The sequence below is a fragment of the Streptomyces sp. RLA131 genome, from assembly GCF_056270125.1.
On sequence record NZ_JBWDOQ010000002.1, the window covers coordinates 1,574,649 to 1,597,648 of the forward strand.

18 protein-coding genes and 2 pseudogenes are annotated in these 23,000 nt (G+C 70.0%); 8 read left to right on the forward strand and 12 right to left on the reverse strand.

Going from position 1 to position 23,000, the window contains the following annotated elements; translation table 11 throughout:
* Position 1 precedes the first annotated feature (1 nt).
* Genes RWE79_RS08135 through RWE79_RS08145 form a run of 3 tightly spaced genes read right to left on the reverse strand, consistent with a single transcriptional unit; the run spans position 2 to position 3,700 of the window.
* Positions 2 to 730 (reverse strand): helical backbone metal receptor, encoded by a 729-nt coding sequence (locus RWE79_RS08135; RefSeq protein WP_475939341.1) that lies wholly within the window; start codon positions 728 to 730, stop codon positions 2 to 4.
* A 41-nt stretch (positions 731 to 771) separates the two neighbouring features.
* Positions 772 to 2,556: an ABC transporter permease/substrate binding protein gene (locus RWE79_RS08140; RefSeq protein WP_475939342.1), complete on the reverse strand. Its 1,785-nt coding sequence runs from the start codon at positions 2,554 to 2,556 to the stop codon at positions 772 to 774.
* A complete protein-coding gene (locus RWE79_RS08145) occupies positions 2,549 to 3,700 on the reverse strand; it encodes a quaternary amine ABC transporter ATP-binding protein (RefSeq protein ID WP_475939343.1) in 1,152 nt (383 codons plus the stop codon). The genes RWE79_RS08140 and RWE79_RS08145 overlap by 8 nt, the downstream gene beginning before the upstream one ends.
* A 235-nt stretch (positions 3,701 to 3,935) precedes the next feature.
* Between RWE79_RS08145 and RWE79_RS08150 the strand changes: the two genes are divergently transcribed.
* Positions 3,936 to 4,847, forward strand: a complete 912-nt coding sequence (locus RWE79_RS08150) for a 5'-3' exonuclease (RefSeq protein WP_475945673.1) — start codon at positions 3,936 to 3,938, stop codon at positions 4,845 to 4,847.
* 34 nt (positions 4,848 to 4,881) lie between these two features.
* Positions 4,882 to 5,730, forward strand: a complete 849-nt coding sequence (locus RWE79_RS08155) for a siderophore-interacting protein (RefSeq protein ID WP_475939344.1) — start codon at positions 4,882 to 4,884, stop codon at positions 5,728 to 5,730.
* A gap of 58 nt (positions 5,731 to 5,788) precedes the next feature.
* On the opposite strand, the gene RWE79_RS08160 is transcribed toward RWE79_RS08155, so the two are convergent.
* From RWE79_RS08160 to RWE79_RS08170, 3 genes are all read right to left on the reverse strand, one after another.
* Entirely contained in the window at positions 5,789 to 6,568 is a 780-nt protein-coding gene (locus RWE79_RS08160; protein WP_475939345.1) for an ABC transporter permease, read from the reverse strand.
* Positions 6,565 to 7,566 (reverse strand): ATP-binding cassette domain-containing protein, encoded by a 1,002-nt coding sequence (locus RWE79_RS08165; RefSeq protein ID WP_475939346.1) that lies wholly within the window; start codon positions 7,564 to 7,566, stop codon positions 6,565 to 6,567. Before RWE79_RS08165 ends, RWE79_RS08160 begins: the two co-directional genes overlap by 4 nt.
* Positions 7,567 to 7,741: 175 nt before the next feature.
* Positions 7,742 to 8,392, reverse strand: coding sequence for a PadR family transcriptional regulator (locus RWE79_RS08170; protein ID WP_475945675.1), 651 nt, complete (start codon positions 8,390 to 8,392; stop codon positions 7,742 to 7,744).
* 245 nt (positions 8,393 to 8,637) lie between these two features.
* On the opposite strand from RWE79_RS08170, the gene RWE79_RS08175 reads away from it, so the two are divergent.
* On the forward strand, positions 8,638 to 10,203 hold the full coding sequence (locus RWE79_RS08175; protein ID WP_475939347.1) for an amino acid permease: 1,566 nt from the start codon (positions 8,638 to 8,640) through the stop codon (positions 10,201 to 10,203).
* A 724-nt stretch (positions 10,204 to 10,927) separates the two neighbouring features.
* Positions 10,928 to 14,263, forward strand: coding sequence for a S8 family peptidase (locus RWE79_RS08180; protein WP_475939348.1), 3,336 nt, complete (start codon positions 10,928 to 10,930; stop codon positions 14,261 to 14,263).
* Between the two features lie 1,060 nt (positions 14,264 to 15,323).
* On the opposite strand, the pseudogene RWE79_RS08185 reads toward RWE79_RS08180, so the two are convergent.
* Positions 15,324 to 15,668: pseudogene (locus RWE79_RS08185) on the reverse strand (dehydrogenase); the annotation flags it as partial.
* Positions 15,669 to 15,909: 241 nt separating this feature from the next.
* Here RWE79_RS08185 and RWE79_RS08190 point away from each other — a divergent pair.
* Genes RWE79_RS08190 through RWE79_RS08200 form a run of 3 tightly spaced genes read left to right on the forward strand, consistent with a single transcriptional unit; the run spans position 15,910 to position 17,386 of the window.
* Positions 15,910 to 17,037, forward strand: a complete 1,128-nt coding sequence (locus tag RWE79_RS08190; protein WP_475939349.1) for an alpha/beta fold hydrolase — start codon at positions 15,910 to 15,912, stop codon at positions 17,035 to 17,037.
* On the forward strand, positions 17,024 to 17,164 hold the full coding sequence (locus tag RWE79_RS08195; protein ID WP_475939350.1) for a hypothetical protein: 141 nt from the start codon (positions 17,024 to 17,026) through the stop codon (positions 17,162 to 17,164). Before RWE79_RS08190 ends, RWE79_RS08195 begins: the two co-directional genes overlap by 14 nt.
* A gap of 48 nt (positions 17,165 to 17,212) precedes the next feature.
* On the forward strand, positions 17,213 to 17,386 hold the full coding sequence (locus RWE79_RS08200; protein ID WP_475939351.1) for a hypothetical protein: 174 nt from the start codon (positions 17,213 to 17,215) through the stop codon (positions 17,384 to 17,386).
* A gap of 861 nt (positions 17,387 to 18,247) precedes the next feature.
* Here RWE79_RS08200 and RWE79_RS08205 read toward each other — a convergent pair.
* Positions 18,248 to 18,955 carry a cytochrome b/b6 domain-containing protein gene (locus RWE79_RS08205; protein ID WP_475939352.1) on the reverse strand — a complete coding sequence of 236 codons (708 nt, stop codon included), beginning with the start codon at positions 18,953 to 18,955 and terminating at the stop codon, positions 18,248 to 18,250.
* Complete coding sequence (locus RWE79_RS08210; protein WP_475945677.1) at positions 18,903 to 19,571, reverse strand: molybdopterin-dependent oxidoreductase; 669 nt, start codon at positions 19,569 to 19,571, stop codon at positions 18,903 to 18,905. The genes RWE79_RS08205 and RWE79_RS08210 overlap by 53 nt, the downstream gene beginning before the upstream one ends.
* 595 nt (positions 19,572 to 20,166) lie before the next feature.
* On the opposite strand from RWE79_RS08210, the gene RWE79_RS08215 reads away from it, so the two are divergent.
* Positions 20,167 to 20,730: a CGNR zinc finger domain-containing protein gene (locus RWE79_RS08215; RefSeq protein ID WP_475939353.1), complete on the forward strand. Its 564-nt coding sequence runs from the start codon at positions 20,167 to 20,169 to the stop codon at positions 20,728 to 20,730.
* A gap of 786 nt (positions 20,731 to 21,516) precedes the next feature.
* Here the strand turns inward: RWE79_RS08215 and RWE79_RS08220 are convergent.
* The 3 genes and pseudogenes from RWE79_RS08220 to RWE79_RS08230 all read right to left on the reverse strand — a co-directional run bounded on the left by RWE79_RS08220 (position 21,517) and on the right by RWE79_RS08230 (position 22,858).
* Positions 21,517 to 21,708 (reverse strand): hypothetical protein, encoded by a 192-nt coding sequence (locus tag RWE79_RS08220; protein ID WP_475946437.1) that lies wholly within the window; start codon positions 21,706 to 21,708, stop codon positions 21,517 to 21,519.
* Between the two features lie 325 nt (positions 21,709 to 22,033).
* Positions 22,034 to 22,150: pseudogene (locus RWE79_RS08225) on the reverse strand (carboxymuconolactone decarboxylase family protein); the annotation flags it as partial.
* 30 nt (positions 22,151 to 22,180) lie between these two features.
* Entirely contained in the window at positions 22,181 to 22,858 is a 678-nt protein-coding gene (locus RWE79_RS08230; RefSeq protein WP_475939354.1) for a TetR/AcrR family transcriptional regulator, read from the reverse strand.
* Between the last annotated feature and the right edge of the window lie 142 nt (positions 22,859 to 23,000).

Consider the following 23,000-nt stretch of genomic DNA (forward strand, 5'->3'; position numbering starts at 1 on the left):
GTCAGCCCAGAGCCCGCCGCAGGACCGCCGGGGCCTCGGCCAGTGACGGCCCGTACCAGGTGAGGTGCCTGCCGCTGACCAGCGCGGACCTGATGCCGGGGAACGCCTCGGGGCCGTCGTCGGCCGTGAAGGCGTAGGGCTCGTCGGGAAGGACCACGAGGCCGGCGCCCATGGCGTTCAGCTCGGCGGCCGGGATCCGGGGGTAGCGGTCGGCGTGGCCCGCGCAGGCGTTGTCCACGCCGAGGCGGGCGAGGAGGTCACCGGCGAAGGTGTCCCGGCCCAGCACCATCCAGGGGCGGCGCCAGACGGGGACGACGGCGCGGCGCCGGGTCACCGGGGCGGGCAGGGCGCGCCAGGCGGCCTCGGCGTCGTCGAGCCAGCCGGGCCGGGACAGGCCGCAGCCGTCGGCCAGGACGCGGTGCAGTTCGGCGAAGGCCTGGCCGAGGTCGCGCACCTCGGTGACCAGCACGTCGAGCCCGGCCTCGCGCAGCGCGGCGAGGTCGGGCTCACGGTTCTCCTCCTCGTTGGCGATGACGAGGTCGGGGGCGAGGTCGATGATCGCGGGGACGTCGGGATTCTTGGTGCCGCCGATCCGCCGGACGCCGAGCCCGGCGGGGTGGCTGCACCAGTTGGTGGCGCCGGCCAGCAGGCCGGGGGCGGTGGCCGCCACGGCCTCGGTGAGCGAGGGGACCAGGGAGACCACGCGGCGTACGGTGGGGCGACCGTTCATCGCCCCACCGTATCCAGGCCCGTCCGCGTCAGGCCCCTCCGTCAGGAGGAGACCGGCGCGAGCCTGTCGGCCAGACCGGGCTGCTTCTCGAGCCAGCTCCGTACGCCGTCCTGCTCGTGGCCCTGGCCGGCGTCCTGGATGGCCGCCTCCAGGCCGGTGAGCTGCTTCTCGCCGAGGTGGAAGTCCTTCAGCCACTTCGCGACCCGCGGTTCGTCGGAGGCGAAGCCCTTGCGCGCGAGGGTGTGCACGCCGTCGCCCTTGCCCCAGGCGCCGAGCGGGTCCTTGAGCTTCTTCAGGGAGTGCTTGCTGTACGCCCAGTGCGGTGACCAGAGGGTGACCACCACGGGCTCCTTGGCGGCGACGGAACGGTCGAGCTGGGCCAGCATGCTCGCGGTGGAGCCGGTGGTGACCTGGTACTCCCCGTCCAGTCCGTACTTCTTGAGCACGGTGTCGTTGAGCATCTTCATCATGCCTGCGCCGGGCTCGATGCCGATGATCCGGCCGCCGAACTCCTTGCTCCTGCCCTTGAGGTCGGCGAGCGAGTCGACGCCCTTGACGTAGGAGGGGACGGTGAGTTCCAGCGAGGTGGGGCCGTACCAGGAGCCGTAGTCGTCCAGTTGGTCGCGGTACCTCTCCCAGTAGGACTTGTGGGTGGTGGGCAGCCAGGAGTCGGTCTCGAAGTCGACCTTGCCGGTGGACATGCCGGTGTAGAGCGCGCCGACGTCGTACTGGGTGGCCTTGGGGCTGTAGCCGCGCTCCTCCAGGATCTCCTTCCACAGGTAGGTGGAGGCGATGCCCTCGTCCCAGGGGATGTAGCCGAGGTCGACGGTACGGCCGTGGCCGACGTTCTTGCCGGCCGCGACGTTGTCACCGCCGCCGGAGCCGGTGAAGACGTTCATACCGCCCGCGACCAGGGCCAGGACCACGACGCCGACCACGGCGACGGCGGTCTGCGGCCGGTAGCTCCAGAACGTCGGGGCGGGCAGCGCCCGGCGGCCGAGCGGCGACACCCGGCTGCCCAGCGCGCCGGTGATCCGGTCGAGGTACATGGCCAGGATCACCACGGAGATACCGCCCTCGAAGCCGAGGCCGATGTTGACCTGGCTGATCGCGGTGAAGACCGAGGAGCCGAGGCCGCCGCCGCCGACCATGCCGGAGATGACGACCATGGACAGCGCCAGCATGATGACCTGGTTGATGCCGGCCATCAGGGTGGGCAGCGCCAGCGGAAGCTGCACGCGCAGCAGGGTGTTGCGCGGGCTGGTGCCGAACGCCTGCGCGGCCTCGACGAGTTCGCCGTCGACCTGGCGGATGCCGAGTTCCGTCATGCGCACGCCGGGCGGCATGGCGAAGACGATGGTGGCGATGATGCCGGGGACCTGGCCGACACCGAAGAAGAAGATGCCGGGGATGAGGTAGACGAAGGCCGGCATCGTCTGCATGAAGTCCAGTACCGGGCGCAGCACCGCGCCGACCGTGCGGTTGCGGGCGGACCAGATGCCCAGCGGCACGGCGAGCACCACGGTGATGACGGTCGCGACCAGCACCAGGGACAGGGTGTCCATGGCCTGGTCCCACTGCTGTACGGAGTCGATGAGCGCGAAGCCCACGAAGGTGAGCACCCCGGCGGTCAGACCGCGCAGCCACAGCGCGACGACGGCCAGGATCCCGGCCAGCAGCAGCGGTTCGGGGGCGCGCAGGACCGCGTCGAGTCCGTCGTACATGCCGGAGACGACGGCGGTGATGAAGTCGAAGAGCCAGGCGGCGTGGTCGCGCAGATAGGTGACGGCGCTGTCGATCCAGTCGCCGAGAGGGAGCCTAGGCATGGGCGGCCTCCTCCTCGGTGGTCTTCTCGGCCGTCCGGTCGGCGGTCACCGCGGGCGACGCGGCGGTCACCGCGGGCACCGCGGCGGGCTCGCCGGCGGTCACCGCCGGGGATGGTGCCTCGGGGGGATCCCCCGCCAGCGCGGCGAGCAGGGCCTGCTGGGGGATCAGGCCCGCGAGACGGCCCTGTTCGCCGCGTACGGCGATGGGCTCGTCGCTGCGCGCGCCGATCGCGCACAGTTCGGCGATCGGGGTGTCCGCGGTGACGGACTCGCCGGCCGGGTAGGCCGCTGTGCCGGCCGGGCAGGACTCCATGACGGCGGCGGCGGTGAGCACCCGGCTGCGGTCGACGTCCTGGACGAAGGACGCGACGTAGTCGTTGGCGGGGTGCAGCAGGATCTCCTCGGCGGTGCCGATCTGCGCGATGCGCCCGTCGCGCATGACGGCGATGCGGTCGCCGATGCGCATGGCCTCGTTGAGGTCGTGGGTGATGAAGACGATGGTCTTCTTGAGCCGTTTCTGCAGTTCCAGGAGCTGGTCCTGCATGTCGCGGCGGATCAGCGGGTCGAGGGCGCTGAAGGACTCGTCCATCAGCAGCAGGTCGGCGTCGGTGGCCAGCGCGCGGGCCAGGCCGACGCGCTGCTGCATTCCGCCGGACAGCTCGTCCGGCCAGGACTTCTCCCAGCCGGCCAGCCCGGTGAGCTCCAGGGCCTCGGCGGCGCGCCGGTCGCGCTCCTCGCGCGGGACGCCCTGCACTTCGAGGCCGTAGGCGGCGTTGTCCAGCACCGTGCGGTGCGGAAAGAGGGCGAAGTGCTGGAAGACCATGCTGATGCCGTGCGAGCGCACCCTGCGCAGTTCGCGCGGATCGAGGGCGGTGAGGTCCTGGCCGTCGAAGAGGACGCGTCCCGAGGTGGGTTCGAGCAGCCCGTTGAGGGTACGCAGAAGCGTGGACTTGCCCGAGCCGGACAGTCCCATGACGACGAAGATCTCGCCCTCGCGGACATCGAAGCCCGCGTCGATCACCGCCGCGGTCGTGCCGCTCTCCCGCAGCTCGTCACGGTCGGCCCCGTCCTGGAGACGGCGTACCGCCTCCTGCGGACGTGGGCCGAACACCTTGTACAGATGCTCCACTCGCAGCCTGGACACAAACACCTCTCGGGTCGTACGGAACACGACCCGCTTCCCCCGCGGGCAGGTCGTGGGAGCGTGCCGGGACGGGCCCGTGCGGCCGGTCGCGCGCCTGTGGTGCGGTTGGGCGTCGACGTCCGGATGCTCCGAGAACGGCGGCTGCCCGGCAGCAAACGGAGCAAACCATTCCGTGAGCGAGGTCACGTTGTCGGTGGCGTACGGCATCATCGGGTGCGTGACGACGCGACGCCTGATGCTCCTGGACACGGCCAGCCTCTACTTCCGTGCGTACTTCGGCGTGCCCGACTCGGTGCGGGCGCCCGACGGCACTCCGGTGAACGCCGTGCGCGGGCTGCTCGACTTCATCGCGCGGCTGGTCGCCGACCACTCCCCCGACGACCTCGTGGCCTGCATGGACGCCGACTGGCGCCCTCAGTGGCGGGTGGAGCTCATCCCCTCGTACAAGGCCCACCGGGTGGCCGAGGAGGCGCCCCAGGGGTCGGGCGCCGCCGACATCGAAGTGGTGCCGGACACCCTGTCCCCGCAGGTCCCGGTGATCGAAGCCGTGCTGGACGCGCTGGGGATCGCCCGGGTCGGCGTGCCGGGGTACGAGGCGGACGACGTGATCGGCACCCTGACCGGGCTGGCGGCCGGCCCGGTGGACATCGTCACCGGCGACCGTGACCTCTTCCAGCTGGTGGACGACGCGCGGGGGGTGCGGGTCCTCTATCCGCTCAAGGGCGTCGGCAGCCTGGATCTGGTGGACACCGCCTGGCTGCGCGCCAAGTACGGGGTCGACGGCTCCGGTTACGCCGACCTCGCCCTGCTGCGCGGCGACCCGAGTGACGGTCTGCCGGGGGTGCCGGGGGTGGGCGAGAAGACGGCCGCGAAGCTGCTGGACGCCTACGGCGACCTGGCGGGGATCATGGCCGCCGCGGACGACCCGCTGTCGAAGCTCACCCCGGCGCAGCGCAGACGGCTATTCGAGGCGCGGGAGTACGTCGCCGTGGCGCCGAAGGTGGTGCGGGTCGCCGGGGACGTACCGCTGCCGGAGTTCGACCCCGCACTGCCGGGAGCGCCCAAGGATCCCGCCGCGCTGGAGGCGCTGGCCGGGCGGTGGGGCTTGGGAGGATCTTTGCAACGACTGCTGGAGGTCCTGGGTTAGGCTTACCTAACTCAAACCCTTTCAGGAGGTCGGCATGGCAGACCGTCCGGCGCGCAAGCCGCCACAGCTGCACCGGGGGCGCGTCGAGCGCGTCGAGCGGCTGACCCCGCACATGATCCGGGTCGTCCTCGGCGGCGACGGGCTCGCGAACTTCTCCGCGGGCACGTTCACCGATCACTACATCAAGCTGTCGTTCCCGCAGGATGGCGTCGACTACGGCGAGCCCTACGACCTCCAGCGGATCCGCGCCGAGCTGCCGCGCGACCAGTGGCCCTGGCAGCGTACGTACACCGTGCGGCGCTGGGACGCCGACGCGCGCGAGCTGTGGGTGGACTTCGTGCACCACGGCGACGAGGGCGTGGCCGGCCCGTGGGCGGCCGGCGCCCAGCCCGGCGACGAACTGTTCTTCGCCGGCCCCGGTGGCGGGTACGCCCCGGACGAGGACGCGGACTGGCATCTGCTGGCGGGGGACGAGAGCGCGCTGCCCGCCATCGCGGCGGCCCTGGAGCGGCTGCCCGCGGGCGCGCGGGCCCACGCCTTTGTCGAGGTGGACAGCGAGGCGGACGAGCAGAAGACCGAGACGGCCGCCGACGCCGAGATCGTCTGGCTGCACCGTGACGGGGCGCCGGTCGGCGAGAAGCTGGTGCGGGCCGTGTCGGAACTGGCGTTCCCCGAGGGCACGGTGCACGCCTTCGTCCATGGCGAGGCCGGTTTCGTGAAGGAGCTGCGGCGGGTGCTGCGGGTCGAGCGGGGTGTCGCGCGCGAGCAGCTGTCGATCTCCGGCTACTGGCGGCTCGGGCACGACGAGGACGGCTGGCAGTCGGGCAAGCGGGTGTGGAACGAGCAGGTGGAGGCCGAGCAGGAGGCCGCAACCGGCGCCTGACACGGGAGAGCTGCAAGGGGCAGGGCCAACGGGCTCTGCCCCTTACCGTTTCCCGCGGTCAGACCGACTTCTGGTAGGTGCGGAAGGTGCGGGTCGACAGCCAGACCGCCGCCACCGCCAACGCGAGCAGCGCACCGCCGCGGCTGAGCACCACACTCGGGTCGGGGCTGCCGGACATCGCCGAACGGCCGGCGACCATCGCCCAGTTGACGGGGTTGAAGTCCGCTGTCCGGCGCATCCAGCCCGGCATCAGCGCGGGGGCCATGAAGGCGGAGGACAGGAAGGTCAGCGGCAGCAGCAGGAAGGTGTTGACGCCGATGATGCTCTCCCGTTCGCGCACCAGCATGCCGATGGCGTTGGACAGGGCGCCGAAGACCGTGCCGAGCAGGATCGAGGCGACGATCAGCACGAGGATGCCGCCGATGCCGCCGGGGTAGTCGGCGCCGCCGGCCTTGCCGAGCAGGATGATGCACACCGACTGGAAGGCGGTGGACAGCCCGAGCTGCACGACGTTGGCGTTGATGATGGCGCTGCGGCTGACCGGAGTGGTGAGGAAGCGGTTGAGCGTGCCGCGCTCGATCTCCTCCAGGGTGCCCATGCCGGCCCACATGCTGGAGCCCAGGGCGCTCATCACCACGATGCCGGGGACGAGATAGTCCAGGTAGGGCGTGGTGCCGAAGCCGGGCAGCTCGACGACCCGGCGGAAGAGGGCACCGAAGAGGAACAGCCAGATGACCGGCTGGACCAGGGTGATCACCAGGTAGACCGGCTGCCGCAGGATCGCCATCAACTGACGCTGCGTCATGTACCAGGTGTCGGTGAGGGTGTTCGTGCTCATCGGGCGCCTCCGGCGGCGATCAGGGGGGCGTCCGCGTCGCCGAAGCGGCGGCCGGCGTGGCGCAGGTACACGTCGTCGAGCGAGGGACGGGCCACGGTGACGGACGCCACGGCGGCGCCCTCCCGTTCGAGTACGGCGAGCACGTGCGGCACCGCCGCCGCCCCGTCGTCGGCGCGCGCACTGAGCCGGCGGCCGTCGAGCACCGCCTCGCGCACCCCGGCGAACTCCGCCAGCGCGGTCCGCAGGAGCTGGGCCTCGACCGGGCCCGGCGGCTCGCGCAGCTCCACCTGGACGGCGTCGCCGCGCAGTTCGCCCTTGAGCCCTTCGGGGGTGCCCTCGGCGACGACGCGGCCGCGGTCGACGATGGCGATCCGCTCGGCGAGCCGGTCGGCCTCCTCCAGATAGTGGGTGGTGAGCAGGATTGTCAGCCCCTCCTCGCCGGCCAGCCGGGAGATCTCCTCCCACATGGCGGCGCGGGCCTCGGGGTCGAGCCCGGTGGTCGGCTCGTCGAGGAAGAGCACTTCGGGCCGGTGGACCAGGCCCAGCGCGACATCGAGGCGGCGCTGCATGCCGCCGGAGTACGTCTTGACCATCCGCCGGGCCGCGCCGGCCAGGTCGAAGCGGTCGAGGAGTTCGTCCACCCGGCGGGTGAGGGCGGCGCCCCGGACCCCGTAGAGCCTGCCCTGGAGCAGCAGGTTCTCGCGCCCGGTGGCGACCGGGTCGGCGCCGGAGCGCTGGGCGACGACCCCGATGGCACGGCGTACCCGGCCGGGGTGGCGCAGCGCGTCGTGCCCGGCGACGACGGCACTGCCGGAGTCCGGGCGGGCCAGGGTGGTGAGGATCTTGACGGTGGTCGACTTGCCGGCGCCGTTGGGGCCGAGCAGGCCGAAGACGGTGCCGGTATCGACGGTGATGTCCATGCCGGCGAGGGCGGTGACGTCACCGGGATAGGTCTTGGTCAGGTCGCGCGCCGTGATGGCGGGCGCGTGCGTGGTCATGGCGGATTCCTCCGTGTGGTGGGCCGGTCGTCCGGGCGGACCGATCCACGGGAGGGGAGCCGGGCTATCCTGGGTGTGCCGCACCCTCGATCGCCTGGCCTGTTCCCGCAGGTCCGGTCCGGGGTTCACGATCCCGGCGTCCGCTGTTCCCGCAGCGGGCACCGGGATCGCCCTGTCAGGTGGGCGGTTCGCTCTTCGCCATCTCCTCCTTGGGGCGTTCGACGGCCGGCGTGTGCGAGGTCCGTTCCTCGATCTCGGCCCACTTGTCCGGGATCTCGCGGGTCTCGTGCCACTGCTGCCACTCGGCGACGCCGGACAGCGTGCCGTTCCTGATCTCCTCGACCAGGCCGCGCACCCACCGCGCCTCGGCGTCGAGCATGTGCGCCTGGTACTCGGTCTCGATGGTGAAGACCCGTGGCAGCTCGTCCCCCAGCTTGCCCAGCATCCCGCGCACCCCGGCCGCCCGCAGTTCGATCCGGCCGGCCCGCTGCTCCAGCAGCCCCACGACCTCGTCGAGCGGCAGGACCAGCAGCAGCGAGAGCGCCGCCTCGAAGGCCGGATACTCGTGCTGCGGTACGGAGATGAGGTCGGCGAGCCAGTCGTGCATCTCCACGGCGCCGGCGGCGGTGAGTCCGTACAGCGTCCGCTCGGGGCGGTTGCCCTGCCGCTGGACACCGGTGACCTCGACGAAGCCGTGTTTCTCCAGGTTCTGCACGACGGTGTAGAGCGACCCGTAGTTGATCTTGATGCTCTGTTCCTTGCCCCGGTGACGGAGCACGGACGCGATCTCGTACGGATGCATGGGCCGTTCCGCGAGCGTCGTCATCACCGCCAGCGCCAGGGGATTGCTGAGCTTGCGCCGTATCACCACGATCACCGCACCTCGCTTCCGTATATCCGTAGCCGAACATATCGCGAGTCATAGGCTTTGACAACCGCGATACATCGCGTATTTGACGGTGAGGACTTCGGAGCGCGGGCGATACGGCGGCGTCATCCGGGCGAAACGCTCCACCCCTAATTTCTGTCAACCGACAGGAATCGCAGGCATCCAGCGACAGGGGCCTCCCCATGACCGCCACCGCACCGCCCCCCAAAGCCCCCAAAGCCCCGACAGCCACCACCACCGACCCGGACTCCCGGGAACTCGCCGGGTTCGGCTACCGGCAGGAACTGCACCGCAGCATGGGGCGTTACGCCTCCTTCGCCGCGGGCTTCTCCTTCATCTCCGTACTGACCACGGTGTTCCAGTTCTTCGCCTTCGGCTACTCCTTCGGCGGCGCCGCCTTCTTCTGGACCTGGCCCGCCGTGCTCATCGGCCAGCTGCTGGTGGCCGCCTGCTTCGCCGAACTCGCCGCCCGCTACCCGATCTCCGGCGCGATCTACCAGTGGTCGACCCGGCTGAGCACCCCCGCCTTCGGCTGGTTCGCCGGCTGGATCATGGTCGTCGGCCAGGTCGTCGTGGTCGCCGCGGCGGCGCTGGCCCTTCAGGTCGTACTCCCCGCGATCTGGTCCGGCTTCCAGCTCGTCGGCGGCGACCCCTCGCCGGTCACCTCCAGTGGAGCCGCCAACGCCGCGCTGCTGGGCGTGATCCTGCTGATCCTGACCACCGTCGTGAACACCCTCGACAACCGCGTCATGTCCACGATCAACCGCGTCGGGGTCACCGCGGAGATCATCGGCGCCGTCCTCATCGTCGTGCTGCTCCTGACCCATGTGGAGCACGGCCCCGGCGTCACCCTGCACACCGGCGGCCAGGGCGGCGCGATCGGCGCGCTGCTGGTCGGCTCCTTCACCGCCGCGTACGTCCTCATCGGCTTCGACAGCGCCGGCGAGATGAGCGAGGAGACCCACGCCCCGCGCCGTACCGCCCCCCGCACCATCCTCACCGCCCTCGCCGCGGCCGGCGTACTCGGCGGGCTGCTGCTGCTCGCCGGGCTGCTGGCCGCGCCCAGCCTCACCGACGGCCGGCTGGCCGGCGAGGGCCTGAGCTACGTCCTGACCAGCAGCCTCGGCGACGGCGTCGGCAAGGCCCTGCTCCTCGACGTGACCGTGGCCATCGCGGTCGCCACCCTCGCCATCCAGACCGCCGGCTCCCGGATGCTCTTCTCCATGGCCCGCGACGGCGTCCTGCCCTTCTCCGCCGGACTCTCCAAAGTCTCGCCGCGCACCGGCATGCCCTCCACCACGGCCCTGGTCGTCGGCACCGGCGCGGCCGCCCTCTGTCTGCTCAACCTCGCGTCCCCCGACGCCTTCCTGGCCATCGGGACCACCTGCATCGCCATGCTGTACCTCGCCTACGCCATGGTCACCGGCCCCCTGCTGCTGCGCCGGCTGCGCGGCGGCCTCCCGGCCGGCGGCACCGACGAGTCAGGACGCCCGCTGTTCTCGCTGGGCCGCTGGGGCATCCCGGTCAACGCCCTCGCCCTGGCCTACGGCCTGGCCATGACGGTCAACCTCGCCTGGCCGCGCGCCGCCGTCTACGACCCGGCGGGCGGGCACTGGTACTTCCAGTGGTTCACCATTTTGTTCGTGCTGGTCACGGTAGGGATCGGAGCCCTGTACCAGTGGCGGAGCGCACAACGCCCGCACTCGGCTGAAGAACCCGCTCCGGCTCTCCCGGAACCGATTCGATAGCCGCCGCGGTCGTATCCTCCGCGATCGGCCAGAAGCCGACGTACTTGTCGGGCCTGATCGACGGCTTCGAGTGCCCGAGGCGGACCTGAACCAACTTCACGTTCCCGCTTCGTGATCAACCTCGTGGCGCAAAAGTCCCGACGACCTCCGCCAGTCCGAAATGGTTCGGGCTCGGCGGGTGTGATCTCGGCCCCCGGCCTGGGCACCCCGTGTCAGGTACGGCAGACACGCGGGACCGGCCGGGGCAGCGGGTGAGGTCGGCCTCGCGACGCAGGAGTGGTCCGAAAGCGGCGGCGAAGGGCTGTCCCGTGATCCCCGGTGGATCGGCGCGCGGCGTCGGATGCGGTGCATCGCAAGGCGGTGGGGGCACCCCCGGCGGTAGCTGGGGGAGGTCGTCCTGATACCGGGTGTGTTCGGGCGATCCGACAACGCGGCGAGGTGCCGTAGTCCCCCGGCCCGGCGGCTGGGAGGTGCCCCCAGTCGTCCGTGCGCCCGCCGGGGATTACGGGACAGCCCTTCGGGAGCGACATGCGCGCGATGGGCGGTTGTTTGCCCCAATTTGCTAACTCGTATGAAACGACAAACAGTTGACTGATTCTCGAACGAATGATCTTCTTCCGCTTATGCCGAATTCGAGCACTCGAACGGGTGTTTTGGCAGAGGCGTGAGGCGAAAGGTGAACGTGAAAAGAGTAAAGACCAAGAGACCCGCGCTTGGAGCGGTCTTGGGAATCAGCCTGCTGTTGGTCGCCGGGACTCCCTCGGTGTCCCTCGCCCTTGGAGCCCCCACGGCGGTGGGCTCGTCCACCGCGCCGGCGATGCCGTCGACCGGCGGCCCCGGCGCCGAGATCGGGAAGACCTCGACCGGCACGGCGCAGCGGTGGATCCCGCTGATCACCGGCGACCGGATCGCGGTCGACGCGAAGGGCACGGTCGTCTCCGCGATGCCCGCGAAGGGGCGCGAGGACATACCGATCCGGGTGGAGAGCGCGGGCGGGCATGTCTTTGCCATGCCCGATGACGCGCGGAGCCTGGTGCAGAGCGGCCGGTTGGACCGGAGCCTGTTCGACATCACCACGTTGAGCACGCCCGACTACACGAAACGCGACGATCTGCGTCTCATCGTCATGTACGACCAGGGCCGCCAGGCGGCCAGGACGGCCCTGCGGTCAACTGCCGGGGCCGAAGTGCAGCGCACGCTGCCGAGCGTCAACGCCGACGCCATCAGCGCTCCGGCCACTGGCGCCACGGAACTGTGGTCCGCCCTCACCAACGGGTCGGCGGACACGGCGAAGCGCACCGTCGCGCCGGGTATCGCCTCGGTGTGGCTCGACGGTGCCGTCCACGCCAGCCTGGACAAGAGCGTACCGCAGATCGGGGGCCCTGAAGCGTGGGCGGCCGGTTACGACGGTACCGGTACGAAGATCGCCGTACTTGACACGGGTATCGACACCACCCACCCCGACCTGGCAGGTCAGGTCGTCGCAGAACACAACTTCTCCAAGTCGCCGAACACCGGGGACGCATACGGTCACGGTACGCACGTCGCGTCCATCGCGGCCGGTACCGGAGCCAAGTCCGGCGGCAAGTACAAGGGTGTGGCGCCGGGTGCCAGCCTCCTGAACGTCAAGGTGCTCGACGACAACGGCAGCGGCGACTTCTCCCAGATCATCGCGGGTATGGAGTGGGCGGCGGCCCAGAAGGCGGACGTCGCCAACCTCAGCCTCGGCAGCTACGACTCCTCGGAGATCGATCCGATGGAGGAGGCCGTCAACAGACTGTCGGCCGAGAGCGGAACACTCTTCGTCGTCGCGTCCGGCAACAACGGTCTGGAGGGGGACGGAACGGTCAACACGCCGGGAAGCGCCGACGCGGCCCTGACCGTCGGAGCGGTGGACAAGCAGGACCAGCTGGCCTCGTTCTCCAGCATCGGCCCGCGTGTCGGTGACGGAGGGATCAAGCCCGACCTGACGGCGCCGGGAGTGGACATCGGGGCGGCTGCCGCCCATGACAGCAAGATGGCCGAAGAGGGCAAGCCCGTCGCGGACGGCTATGTGGCGCTGAGCGGCACGTCGATGGCGTCCCCGCACGTCGCGGGCGCCGCGGCCATCCTTGCCCAGCAGCACCCCGACTGGACCGGCGACGACCTCAAGCAGGCGCTGATCGCGTCGACGACGCCGGGCGAGTACACGGCGTTCCAGCAGGGCTCGGGCCGGGTCGACCTGCGGACGGCGATCAAGCAGACGGTGCTTCCCCGAGAGGCATCGCTGTCGTTCGGTCTGGTGCAGTGGCCCCACACCGACGACCAGCCGATCAGCAAGGCCCTCACCTACCGCAACACCGGTGGCTCCCCGGTCACGTTGACGGTGACCGCGAACGCCACCGGGCCGGACGGAAGCCCCGCGCCCAGCGGCATGTTCACCGCTGACAGCCAGGTCACGGTTCCGGCGTACGGCGAGAAGACCGTGAACGTCACCGTCGACCCTCGGATCGCCGGTTCCGCGACGGGTGCCTACACCGGGCGGATCACGGCCGTCGGGGACGGGCAGACCGTCGGCACCGCGATGGCGGTGGAACTCGAATCGGAGATGTACAACGTCACGCTGAAGGTTCTGGACCGCGAGGGCAAGCCCGCGCCCGGACCGTCATGGGACGCTCAGCTGCAGGGCCTGGACGGGCCGCTCAGGGGAAGGTTCACCCCCCTGGGCGGGAGCGCCTACCAGGTGCGCGTCCCCAAGGGCAGGTACTTCCTCGACGCCACGGTCCGGGTGGACCCGGCGGGGTCGACCAGCCAGGGCTTCGACTGGCTCAACCAGCCCTCACTCGACGTCAGCAAGGACGTCACCGTGACGCTGGACGCACGCACCGCCAAGCCGGTCGACATCACGGTCCCGGACCGTTCGGCCCATCAGGCCTTCGGCTTCGTCAGTGCGAGCAGTGAAAGGTCCGACGGATTCATCGTCCTGTACGGGGTGTTCGTTTCCTCCTTCAAGAACCTCAGAACCGCGCACGTCGGCCCGAAGGAGACGGAGCCCGGGGAGCGTCTGGGCCAGAAGATCGACGTCTCCTTCCACTCCGGCGCCGAGGGACACGACGAGTACCAGTTGGTGTACACGCCGACCGGCGACAAGTTCGTGACCGGCTTCACCCGGCACACCACGCCCCGCGAGTTCGCCAAGATCAAGGTGACGGTGGGAGCACCGGCGAAGAACAAGGTCGGATTCGTCTCGGCGTGGACGGAGGCGGGCGGCGGCCTCGCCGCAGCGCATCCCCTTCCCTACACCGGGACCCTCCATCTGCTCGCGGAGAGCGGCCCGTGGGGGTTGGTATTCTATCAGACGGTCGACGACGAGACCTTCGAAAGCGAGTACATCTCGGCTCCCGTGGCGTACAAGAAGGGCCACTCCTACAAGAAGACGTTCAACGTGGGTGTCTTCGGCCCCGATCTTCCGGAGGGCGCCGGCCTCATCAGGGCCGACGAGGTTCTGAAGGGCTCGGTGCCGTTGTTCTCGGACGGCAGCGGCAACTCGAGCGACAACAACAACGCTCCGTACGAGAGCGCCCTGACGTCCGTGTACCGCGACGGAACCCTGGTCAGCAGGAGCATCTACCCGTTCGACTTCTTCTACATCGCGCCGGAGGAGCGGGCGGACTACCGACTGGACGTCACGGAGACCCGCGGCGGGGTGGCTGACGTCTCCAAGAGGGTCGACGCGAGCTGGACGTTCTCGTCCGAGCTCGCTCCGGGAATCACCAAGCTGCCGACCTCGGTCGTGCGGTTCAACCCCGCGCTGTCCCTGGAGAGCACCGGCAAGGCGAGGGCCGTGGTGCGGGTGCCCGTCACCGTCAAGGGTTCCGCCGCCGGGAGGAACCTCAAGTCCCTGACCGTGCAGGTCTCCTACGACAAGGGAGTCCACTGGAGCAAGCTGTCCGTGTGCGACGGCAAGGTCCGGGTAACCAACCCCAAGGCCGGCGGCAGCGTCTCGTTCAAGGCGAAGGCCGTCGACAAGCAGGGCAACTCCGTCGACGAGACCATCATCGACGCGTACCTGACAAAGTAGCCGGAATCGGGTGGGACCCGAAGGGTCCGACCACGCGCCGGGCGATGCGCTCGGCCGGGAGTTCCCGGTCGAGCGCCTCGCGTGCGGCGACTGCCGGTTCGACGGCGGCCGCGGCGCTCGGACGTTGGTGGCGGCCGCAGGCCGCGGCCGCCTCATCCTGCGGTTCTGACGTCTCCATTCGACATGGCCGGCATCCCCGGCGAAGCCCGCGTCGACTGAGCGACGGGCTGTTCGGCCAGTGCGTTCGCCCAGTCGACGCACTTGGGCGGGATACACGCCGAGGATGCGAACCTCGGACGAGAAGAAGCGCAGCAGGTCCCGGCCGCTCTCCGCCGCGCGCCCCTCGCCCGGCCGCCGGTTGGCGGCGAACGCCACCGCCGGCCATGGGCGTCTGCCGTCCGATGGCAGACGCCACAGTCCGCAGAGCGCGAAGCCACCCGGAACCGGCCGGGCGGCAGGGCGGACACCGGCGTCGGCGACGGGAAGGGCGGTGATGAGCGACGCGGCCCAGTTCCACGTGCTGGTGAAGGCCTCCCAGGCCGCCGCGGGGTCGTGACAGCCGTCGAGCTCGAAGCGTTCGAGCACCCGTGGCAGGCCCGCGTCCGGCCCAACTGTGCTCAGGTGGCCATCACGCACGGCCGTCGTCGCGTCTTTCGGTCAGCTTGCTCGCCGTTCCAGGGCCCGGTCGTCGTCAGGACGGCAGGGCTGCGTAGTCCAACTCCCCGCCTTGCGCGTAGCGGTGCGCCTGCCGCCGAGGGGACACCGGGGTTGCCGGTCCGGCAGTCGGAGGGACGGCGCCCGGTGCTTCGGGAACCACATGGTGCTGCCGTCATTCATCGTGTAGCAGCTTCGTCCGGAACTTTCAGAGCCTCATGGGCCGTGACCAACGCGCCGCTGCCCATGAAGCAGAAGCTCCTCTGCGCAACGTTCCTCCACGCAGCAGGCGACGTCCGGACCGCTTCGACCGGTGTCTGGTCCTCACTCCATTCACGTACGCGTCGCGGACGAAGGTTCACGTGAGCCCAGCCATAGGCCGTCAAGGGCGGGCGGCCGCCGGACACGGCGCGGCGCCCCACAGGGCATTCACCGCGGTCTCGACCGTGCCAGCGAGCACCGCGCGCCCGGCCGGCACGTCCGGCGGCACCGGAGTGACGGCGCTCGCCGGGACGACGTAGCGGGTCTGGTGCGGGTACAGGCAGAAGACCCTGCGGCCGGCCAGCTCGCCGGGGCCCTCCCCGACCACCCCGAGGCTGAGGTAGCCGTACTTCACCGGCCCCGGGAAGTCGCCCTCCCGGAAGGGGGCACGCATGGCGCCGCGCCGGCTCTGCGGCGCTCCGCCGCGGAACACCAGCCTTTCGGTGCCGCGACTCACCCCGGACCACGGTGAGCGCACCAGCACCTCACCGTGCGTATTTCCCACGGCACGGCCTCAATCCGAGAGCGTGGCCCGCCTGTACGCCCACGCCGTGTCCGTCCGTGACACATACACATCTGTCGTCGGGCGACAATAAATCACCTGTTTGACCGGTGACGAATCCTGTGGAACAGTCATCGCGCAGCCCACCGCGATGCCCCGGAGACGATCTGGTGGCATGCCCTGCGACCAACACATCGCCCCTTGGGAACCGGACAACGGAGGATTTCAAATGATCGGCAGGCGTAACTTCAGCAAGGCTGTCGGCCTGGGTGCCGGCGCAGCCGCGGTCTCGCTGGCCGGCTTCCAAGGAAGCGCGAAGGCCTCAGCCGCAGCCCACCGGGGTGGTGGCACTCCGGCGCCGACGGTGCCCACGGTGACCCCCGGCACACACACCTCGTTCGCCACACTGAAGCAGGTCAAGGCGGGTGTGCTGGACGTCGGCTACGCCGAGGCCGGCCCCGCTCATGGCCCGGTCGTCATCTGCCTGCACGGCTGGCCCTACGACATCCACAGCTATGTCGATGTCGCTCCCCTGCTGGCGGCGGAAGGCTACCGGGTCATCGTCCCCTACCTCCGCGGCCACGGCACGACACAGTTCCTCTCCTCCCGGACGTTCCGCAACGCCCAGCAGTCCGCGGTCGCCCTCGACATCATCGCCCTGATGGACGCCCTGAAGATCGAAAAGGCCGTTCTCGCCGGCTTCGACTGGGGCTCACGCACCGCCGACATCATCGCGGCCCTCTGGCCCGAACGCGTCAAGGCGTTGGTATCAGTGAGCGGATACGTCATCACCAATGTCGAGGCGCAGAAGAAGCCGTTGCCCCCCAAGGCCGAACATGCGTGGTGGTACCAGTACTACTTCGCCACCGAGCGGGGCCGTCTCGCCATGGAGGACAAGACGGACCGGCACGACCTGTGCCGCCTTGTCTGGGACACCGTCTCCCCGACCTGGCACTTCGACGACGCCACCTTCGAGCGCACAGCCGCCGCGTTCCAGAACCCCGACTACGCGGCCATCGTGATCCACAACTACCGCTGGCGGCTCGGCCTCGCCGACGGCGAACGCCGCTACGACCGGTACGAGAAGCAGCTCGCCACCCGGCCCGTCATCGGGGTGCCCACCATCACCCTCGACCCCGAGCTCGATCCCTTCACCGCGCCCGGCAACGGCGCCTCGTACCGTGATCGGTTCACGGGGAAGTACGACCACCGAACGCTGACCGGCATCGGCCACAACCTGCCGCAAGAGGCTCCCGCCGCCTTTGCCCAGGCGGTCGTCGATGTCGACCACTTCTCAGGCCGCCGTACTCGTGCGTCACATGCGGCGCACGGGGAGGAACCACGTGAAGACCAGTAACCCGATCTTCTCTCGCTGGGGATTCGACCGCACGGTCGGTCAGGCCGGCACCAGCGTGCGGCAGCCGGTCGGCGCCTCGGATGCCGCCCGCCCCACGGTCGATCACCTGACCAATCCGTACCAGTAGACCAGGGGTCCAGGCCTCCTGAACGGCTCTCGGGCCGACCGTGCCACGATGACGTTGGACGACGTGATCGTCCGCACTGCGACAGCGCTCCCTGCCGTGGCTCTGGCAGCGGCTCTGTCGTGGATCCTGCTGCCCGTCGACGAGACGAACATCGGCCGGTCGTACGGGGCTCGCCATCGGCGCGGCCGTCATCGCCTTACCATCCCGCACAGCGACGACTGAGCTGCCGGCACCGGCGAGGGGGCATGCGAACCGCACGCATGCCCCCTCGGTCAGTTCCTCCTCCGACATGTCCGCCGGGCCGCAGCGGTAGAGATGGCCGCGCACGAAGTCGCGGGATCTCCTGACTCCCCTCAGGTCGGTCCCCACTTGCGAGCCGACGGTGTCCAGTCGCGCCGCGGCGCTGTCGCCGTCCCGACCGCGATGCGCCGGTCCGTTCCAGGAGCGCCGCCGGCCCATGGCCCTCGGTGGCGTATGCGGCCACCGCGCAGCGCAACCTTGCGCAACTTCCCCATCACGGCGGCGCTTTCGATCGGGTGGCCCTCCACGTCCCCGATGACCAGTTTCTGTGTCGCCTCGGCGATCGCTTGGCGCTTGGTGCTCAGTTGGACGCGCTGGACGGCCGAGTCCAGGAGTCCGGCCATCATGGTCAGTACGGCCCTTCCCCCGGGCGGGAAAGTCCGCGGTCCGCCGAAGGACAGACAGCAGATCCCGACGACGTGCTCGGCTTCGGGGCATCGGCACGTCGATGACCTACCTGCCGCCGACGAGCGGAAGGTAGGCGGCGGCATGCGCCTTGTCGTCGGGCCCGTCGCGCGGGTTGGGCTGACGACCGGGCTCGCCGCGAAGGAACAGCGCCCGTCCCCGCATGGCGCGGGCGGCGGGCGCGCGGGCCCGCAATCCGCTGCCGTGGAGTTCCCGGACCAGGTGCGACGACTCACCGCTGTGCCCCAGGGCCCACAGGCGAGCCGCCCACGGGGTACCCCTGTCCTGAGAAACGGTGTGCGTTGGATGTGTCCGCGCCCTTTCGAGACCCTGTTGGCCGCCCATCCAGCGCGACTCAGTACACCCGGAGCCCGGGGGTCACACTCGCCGCATCATGTGGGCCTTGGCTTTTTCGGTATCGGTAGCTGCGTGGTCGTGCCGCAGCCACCGGGAGTGATGCCGCGCAGCCCAAGACGTGCTGACATATCCCGTGCGCATCCCGAGCCTCGCCTCGGGATCCTGGTACGCCTTCCGCATGTGCCCGACCAGGACGATGGTGATCGCCCAGGCGAGGCAGTCGTGCACGAAGATCGCGCTGGTACGAGAGATGAAGGGCAGCAGTCCCATGAACCACATGAGCAGACCCGTGAACATCATCACCAGCACGGCGCCCGCGACCCAGCCCGCGTAGATCTTCTGGCCCGCGTTGAACTTCCCGGCCGGCCGAGCGTCCGGCGACGACCGCCGTCTGCGGACGGCCCTCAACCACTGTCGGTCGTATACCGCGAAGCGGTTCAGTCTGCGCAGGTCCGCGCGGAGGTCCTGGGAGAGAAGCCCGAGCAGGAAGGGCAGCGGCAGACAGATGCCCGACCACTCATGGAGGGTGGCCATCAAGTGGCGTCGGCCGACGAGTTGGGACAGCGGGCCGAGGTACAGACAGGCCGCGGTGACCAGGCACAGCAGCATCAGCCAGCCGGTCGCCCGGTGGACCATGCGTTCGGCAGGGCTGAACCGGCGGACCCTGCCGGTCCGCTCAGGCCGCTTCACTGTGCCTGTCGGCGTCGTCGAGCCAGCCGTCGACCGCATAACCGCGCTCCTCCCAGTAGCCGGGGATGACCTTGCCGGTGACCGAGATACCGGACAGCCACTTGGCCGATTTGTAGAAGTACATGGGGGCCACGAAGAGGCGCACCGGTCCGCCGTGTTCGTGGGTGATCGGTTTGTCCAGCATGTTGAGCGCCACCAGAACATCCGAGCGGCGCGCCTGCTCCAGGGTGAGGCTTTCGCTGTAGGCGCCGTCGAAGCAGGTGAACCGGATGGCCGCGCCCTCGGAGCGCACTCCGGCGGCATCAAGGAGGTGCGCCAGCTTCACGCCTTCGAAGGGCGTTTTGTCCACCTGCCATCCGTCCGTGCACAGGACGTCGTGGACGACCCGGGTCTGTGGCAGGGCACGCAGCTCTGACAGCGTGTAGGTCTTCGGCCGGTCGACCAGGCCGTCGATCCGCAGCTCGTAGTTCGTCTCGTTCTTGCGCGGCACGGAGCCGACGATGCTGTAGTACCGGAATCCGCCGGGGTTGGGAAGCAGGCCGGTGAGGCCAGTCGCGTCGACCTGCGAGGCGGCGCCGAGGAACCCCTCCCAGCCGCGCTGCAGATATGGGGCGGTGGCGAGGCCCGCGGCACCCGCGGCAAGCATGCCCAGCAGCGCCCGCCGCCCCACCGGCGCGCCTTCGGCGTTCCGTTTCGGCTGTTCTGCCACGTTCAGCGCTCCTTCGAGGTGTCGGCTATTTCGGCGACGCGCGTCGCGCGACGCGCGAGACGGTCGCGTCTGTGCAACCGAAGGTGACGGCCGGCCTGACGGAGGCGTCGAAAACGCGCAGTGCCGGACCGCGGAGCCTGGACTGCTTGTCTCCACGGCACCTCGGCCCGCGCCGATCCTTGACACCCCTCAGGGACTGAAGGACCAGGCCACCTGGCTCAGCCGATAGCCGCGACGCCGTCACCAGTTAAAGCGGTGACGATGGTGACACGACCTCCCGCGCACTGTCAACGAAAGGGACGAAGGCGATCGATCAACCAGCGGCCGACCGAGCCGTCGCAGCGAGGTGCCGCCGGCGCCCGCAGGCCTCTATGGCGAATGCGCTGCCGCCGACTCCGCGGCAGGCCGAGGCCCTTGACAACTGCACAATTCACCGCGACCACAGGGCCCCAGGCGAAGCGCCAGGCGACGAGCCGAAGGCTCGCCTTCCTGACAGCGATGACCCTTGCCATCACTTGAAGTCACCTGTCAGAATGGTGACGTGAATTATGATCACGTTTTCGTGTGCGGCAATCCTGCCCTCGACTTCGCCGCGACTCTGCGCGCGCGACGTTCGGTGCGCTTCGAGATGTTCGTTACACCGGACCGGCTGGACGCCTGGTACGTGGAGTCCGGACTCGCCGACACGATCACGCCTGGCGACGAAGACGACATCGAGCAGGCCAAGGCGGTGCGGGAGGCCATCTACGAGCTCGTCACGGCCCGTCGTCTCGGGCAGGAGTACGGCGGGGAGGCGCTCAGCGTGTTGAACACCGTTGCGCGCAAGCCCCCCACGTCGCCGCAGCTCACCCCGACCGGGCGCCGGACCGAGGCGACCCCCGAACAGGCCCTGTCCACCGTCGCTCGGCATGCCGTCGAACTGCTCAGCGGTCCGGATGTGCCTTTGATGAAGGAGTGTGGCAACCCCGAGTGCACCCGCGTCTACGTCGACCGCTCCCGAGGCGTGCGCCGACAGTGGTGCGGCATGGATTCCTGTGGGAACAAGATCAAGGCAGCCGCCTACCGCGCCCGCAAGAAGAGCGCGCCCACGGTGGCCGCTCGCTGAACGTCGACACCGTCTGCGGGGCAGTACTCGAGGACGGCGGAGGACGGCCGATTCCAAGGTCTCGATGGCCCCCGGGGGTCAAGATCGGCCTGTTGACCTCCCGTGGTGGGCGATATCGTCCTCCGACGCCCCGGGCAGACCGGAAGCCGCTCTGACACCGATGGGCAAGGCGCGGCGACAGCGGCCCGGCGTCGGGACACCTGTCCCGCCCCGATGGCCTCAGTCAGTCGACCGGACCGACGCCATGGACGAGCTGCCGTCCAGCCGCGCCGGAACAGTGGTGCCCGCCCGCGACGCGAAGCGTGTCCAAGGGCGACAAGGCGGCAGAACACCAGGACGAGACTTCGTGGCACAGCCCGGCCAGCCGGTTCGCGGAAGCGCTGAGCAAGGTGAGGGCCTCGGCCGCTCGTGCGGCGGCTCCACCAGCAAGATCCACCTGAGCGCCGAGGGCCGCTGTCGCACGGCCCAGCTCAACACCACCCACGCCAAACCATGGATCTGAGGCGATCCGACGCCGTCTACCCGACGCTTGAGCAACGGTGGAGTCCACGCTGACCAGCGACAGGTCGACCCCGCCTCGCGCGCCGGCCTCGGTGATCATCCCTTCCATGAGCGCCTGAACACGCCCCTGCCCGCCCACGAGTGGAACCGGCCGTGGATGGCGGACCGATTGCCGTACCGCTCGGGAGAGCTTCTCCCCCGTTGGCGGCGGCCACGGCTCACCCTGCGCCTGATTTCCAGGGGTGATATTTCCCTGCGGTGAGGCCGTGGCCCCCCGGTCAAGAATCAAAGACCCAGGTCCAACGCAAGGCACGAGAAATAATTCCACGAACCTTCGGGGTTGTAGGAGTCAGTTTCCAGACGGTTCGGCGAGGCCTGCTTGGTCTCAACCATTTCCTCATAGCGGATACGCGCCGGCAGCTTACCGAACCGCTCGTGCCGTGCCACTGCCGTATCCATCGCACCTTCAATTCCCACGGTGGTTTCCTTTCCGTCGTATCGAACCAGCGCAAGCTCACCGCGACTGCTAGCGACAAGAGTGTGCCGACCACACGTCACCTGTCAAGGTGGTGACGGTTGAGTTTCGACACTCGGCCCCACCTCTCATCGGTCGCGTGCAGTGACCAGCGTCACGACGACGGCCGCCCCCTTCCCGCGCGGCCAGGGACACATTTGGCCACCGCACGAACTTGATGCCGACGTGAGCCGGCGCGGATCCTCTCCCCCGCGGGCCCCCTGCCGCGTCGGCCTCCCCGCGCCACACCCCGGGAAAGGCGCTCCGGCCGGCTCCGCCGGTTCAAGGGCGGCGCGCGTCGGTGAACACCTTGGCCTCCCGCCAGGCCGCGACCAGGTTGAGGCGGGTCGGGGTCTCCCCGGCCCGCGCGGCCTCCTTGGTGTGCATGTCGGCGCAGAAACCGCACCGGATGTGACGTGCGCCTCCCCCGCCGGCTCAACCGGACAGCAGGGCCTCGCCCTCGCGGCGGAGCTTGGGCAGCACATGCTCGGCGCAGCCCGCCACGCGCAGGGCGGCGTCGGCGGTGGCGGCCGCGAAATGGGCCGGGTCACGGTCCGGGGACTCACGGCGGATGAGGATGACGCCCTCGATGAGGCCGAAGACGAGGTCGGCGCGGAGCCCCAGGTCGGCCGGGGCCAGGCCGGCGCCGGCGGTGGTGGCCGCCAGCAGCTCGGCGTAGCCGGCCTTGAGGTCGTCGCGTGCGGCACGGAAGGCCGTGAAGCGCTCGGCGCCGACCTCGGGCAGCAGATAGAGCGCGCCGGGGTTGTGCGGGCCGGCGCAGAGCAGGGCGACGTCGGCCCGGCACAGGGCCCACAGCCGGGCCTCGGCGGGGACCTCGTGGCGGGCGGCGAGCCCGCGGGCCAGCTCCAGGGAGGGCCGGACGGTGCCTTCGAGCAGGGCGGCGAGCAGATCCTCCTTGCCGCCGAAGTAGTGGTACATCGAGGCCTGGCGCATGCCGGCCCGTTCGGCGACGGCGCGGGTGGTGGTGGCGGCATAGCCGCGTTCGGCGAAGAGTCCGGCCGCCGCGGTGAGGAGTTCCTCGCGTGCCGTCAGACCGCTGTCCGGTCGCGTCTGCGCGCGCGGCCGTCCGACGCGCCGTCCCGTGGTGCTCACCCGACGATCGTCGCACACGCGCGCGGACCGCCCGGCGCGTGAGTGGTCGGTAACTCCCGCGAAACAGCCGGGCAATCGGCCCGAAGTCCCGCCCGCCTAATTTCTGTCGCACGACAGAAATCAGGATCCCCCAACCGGAGGT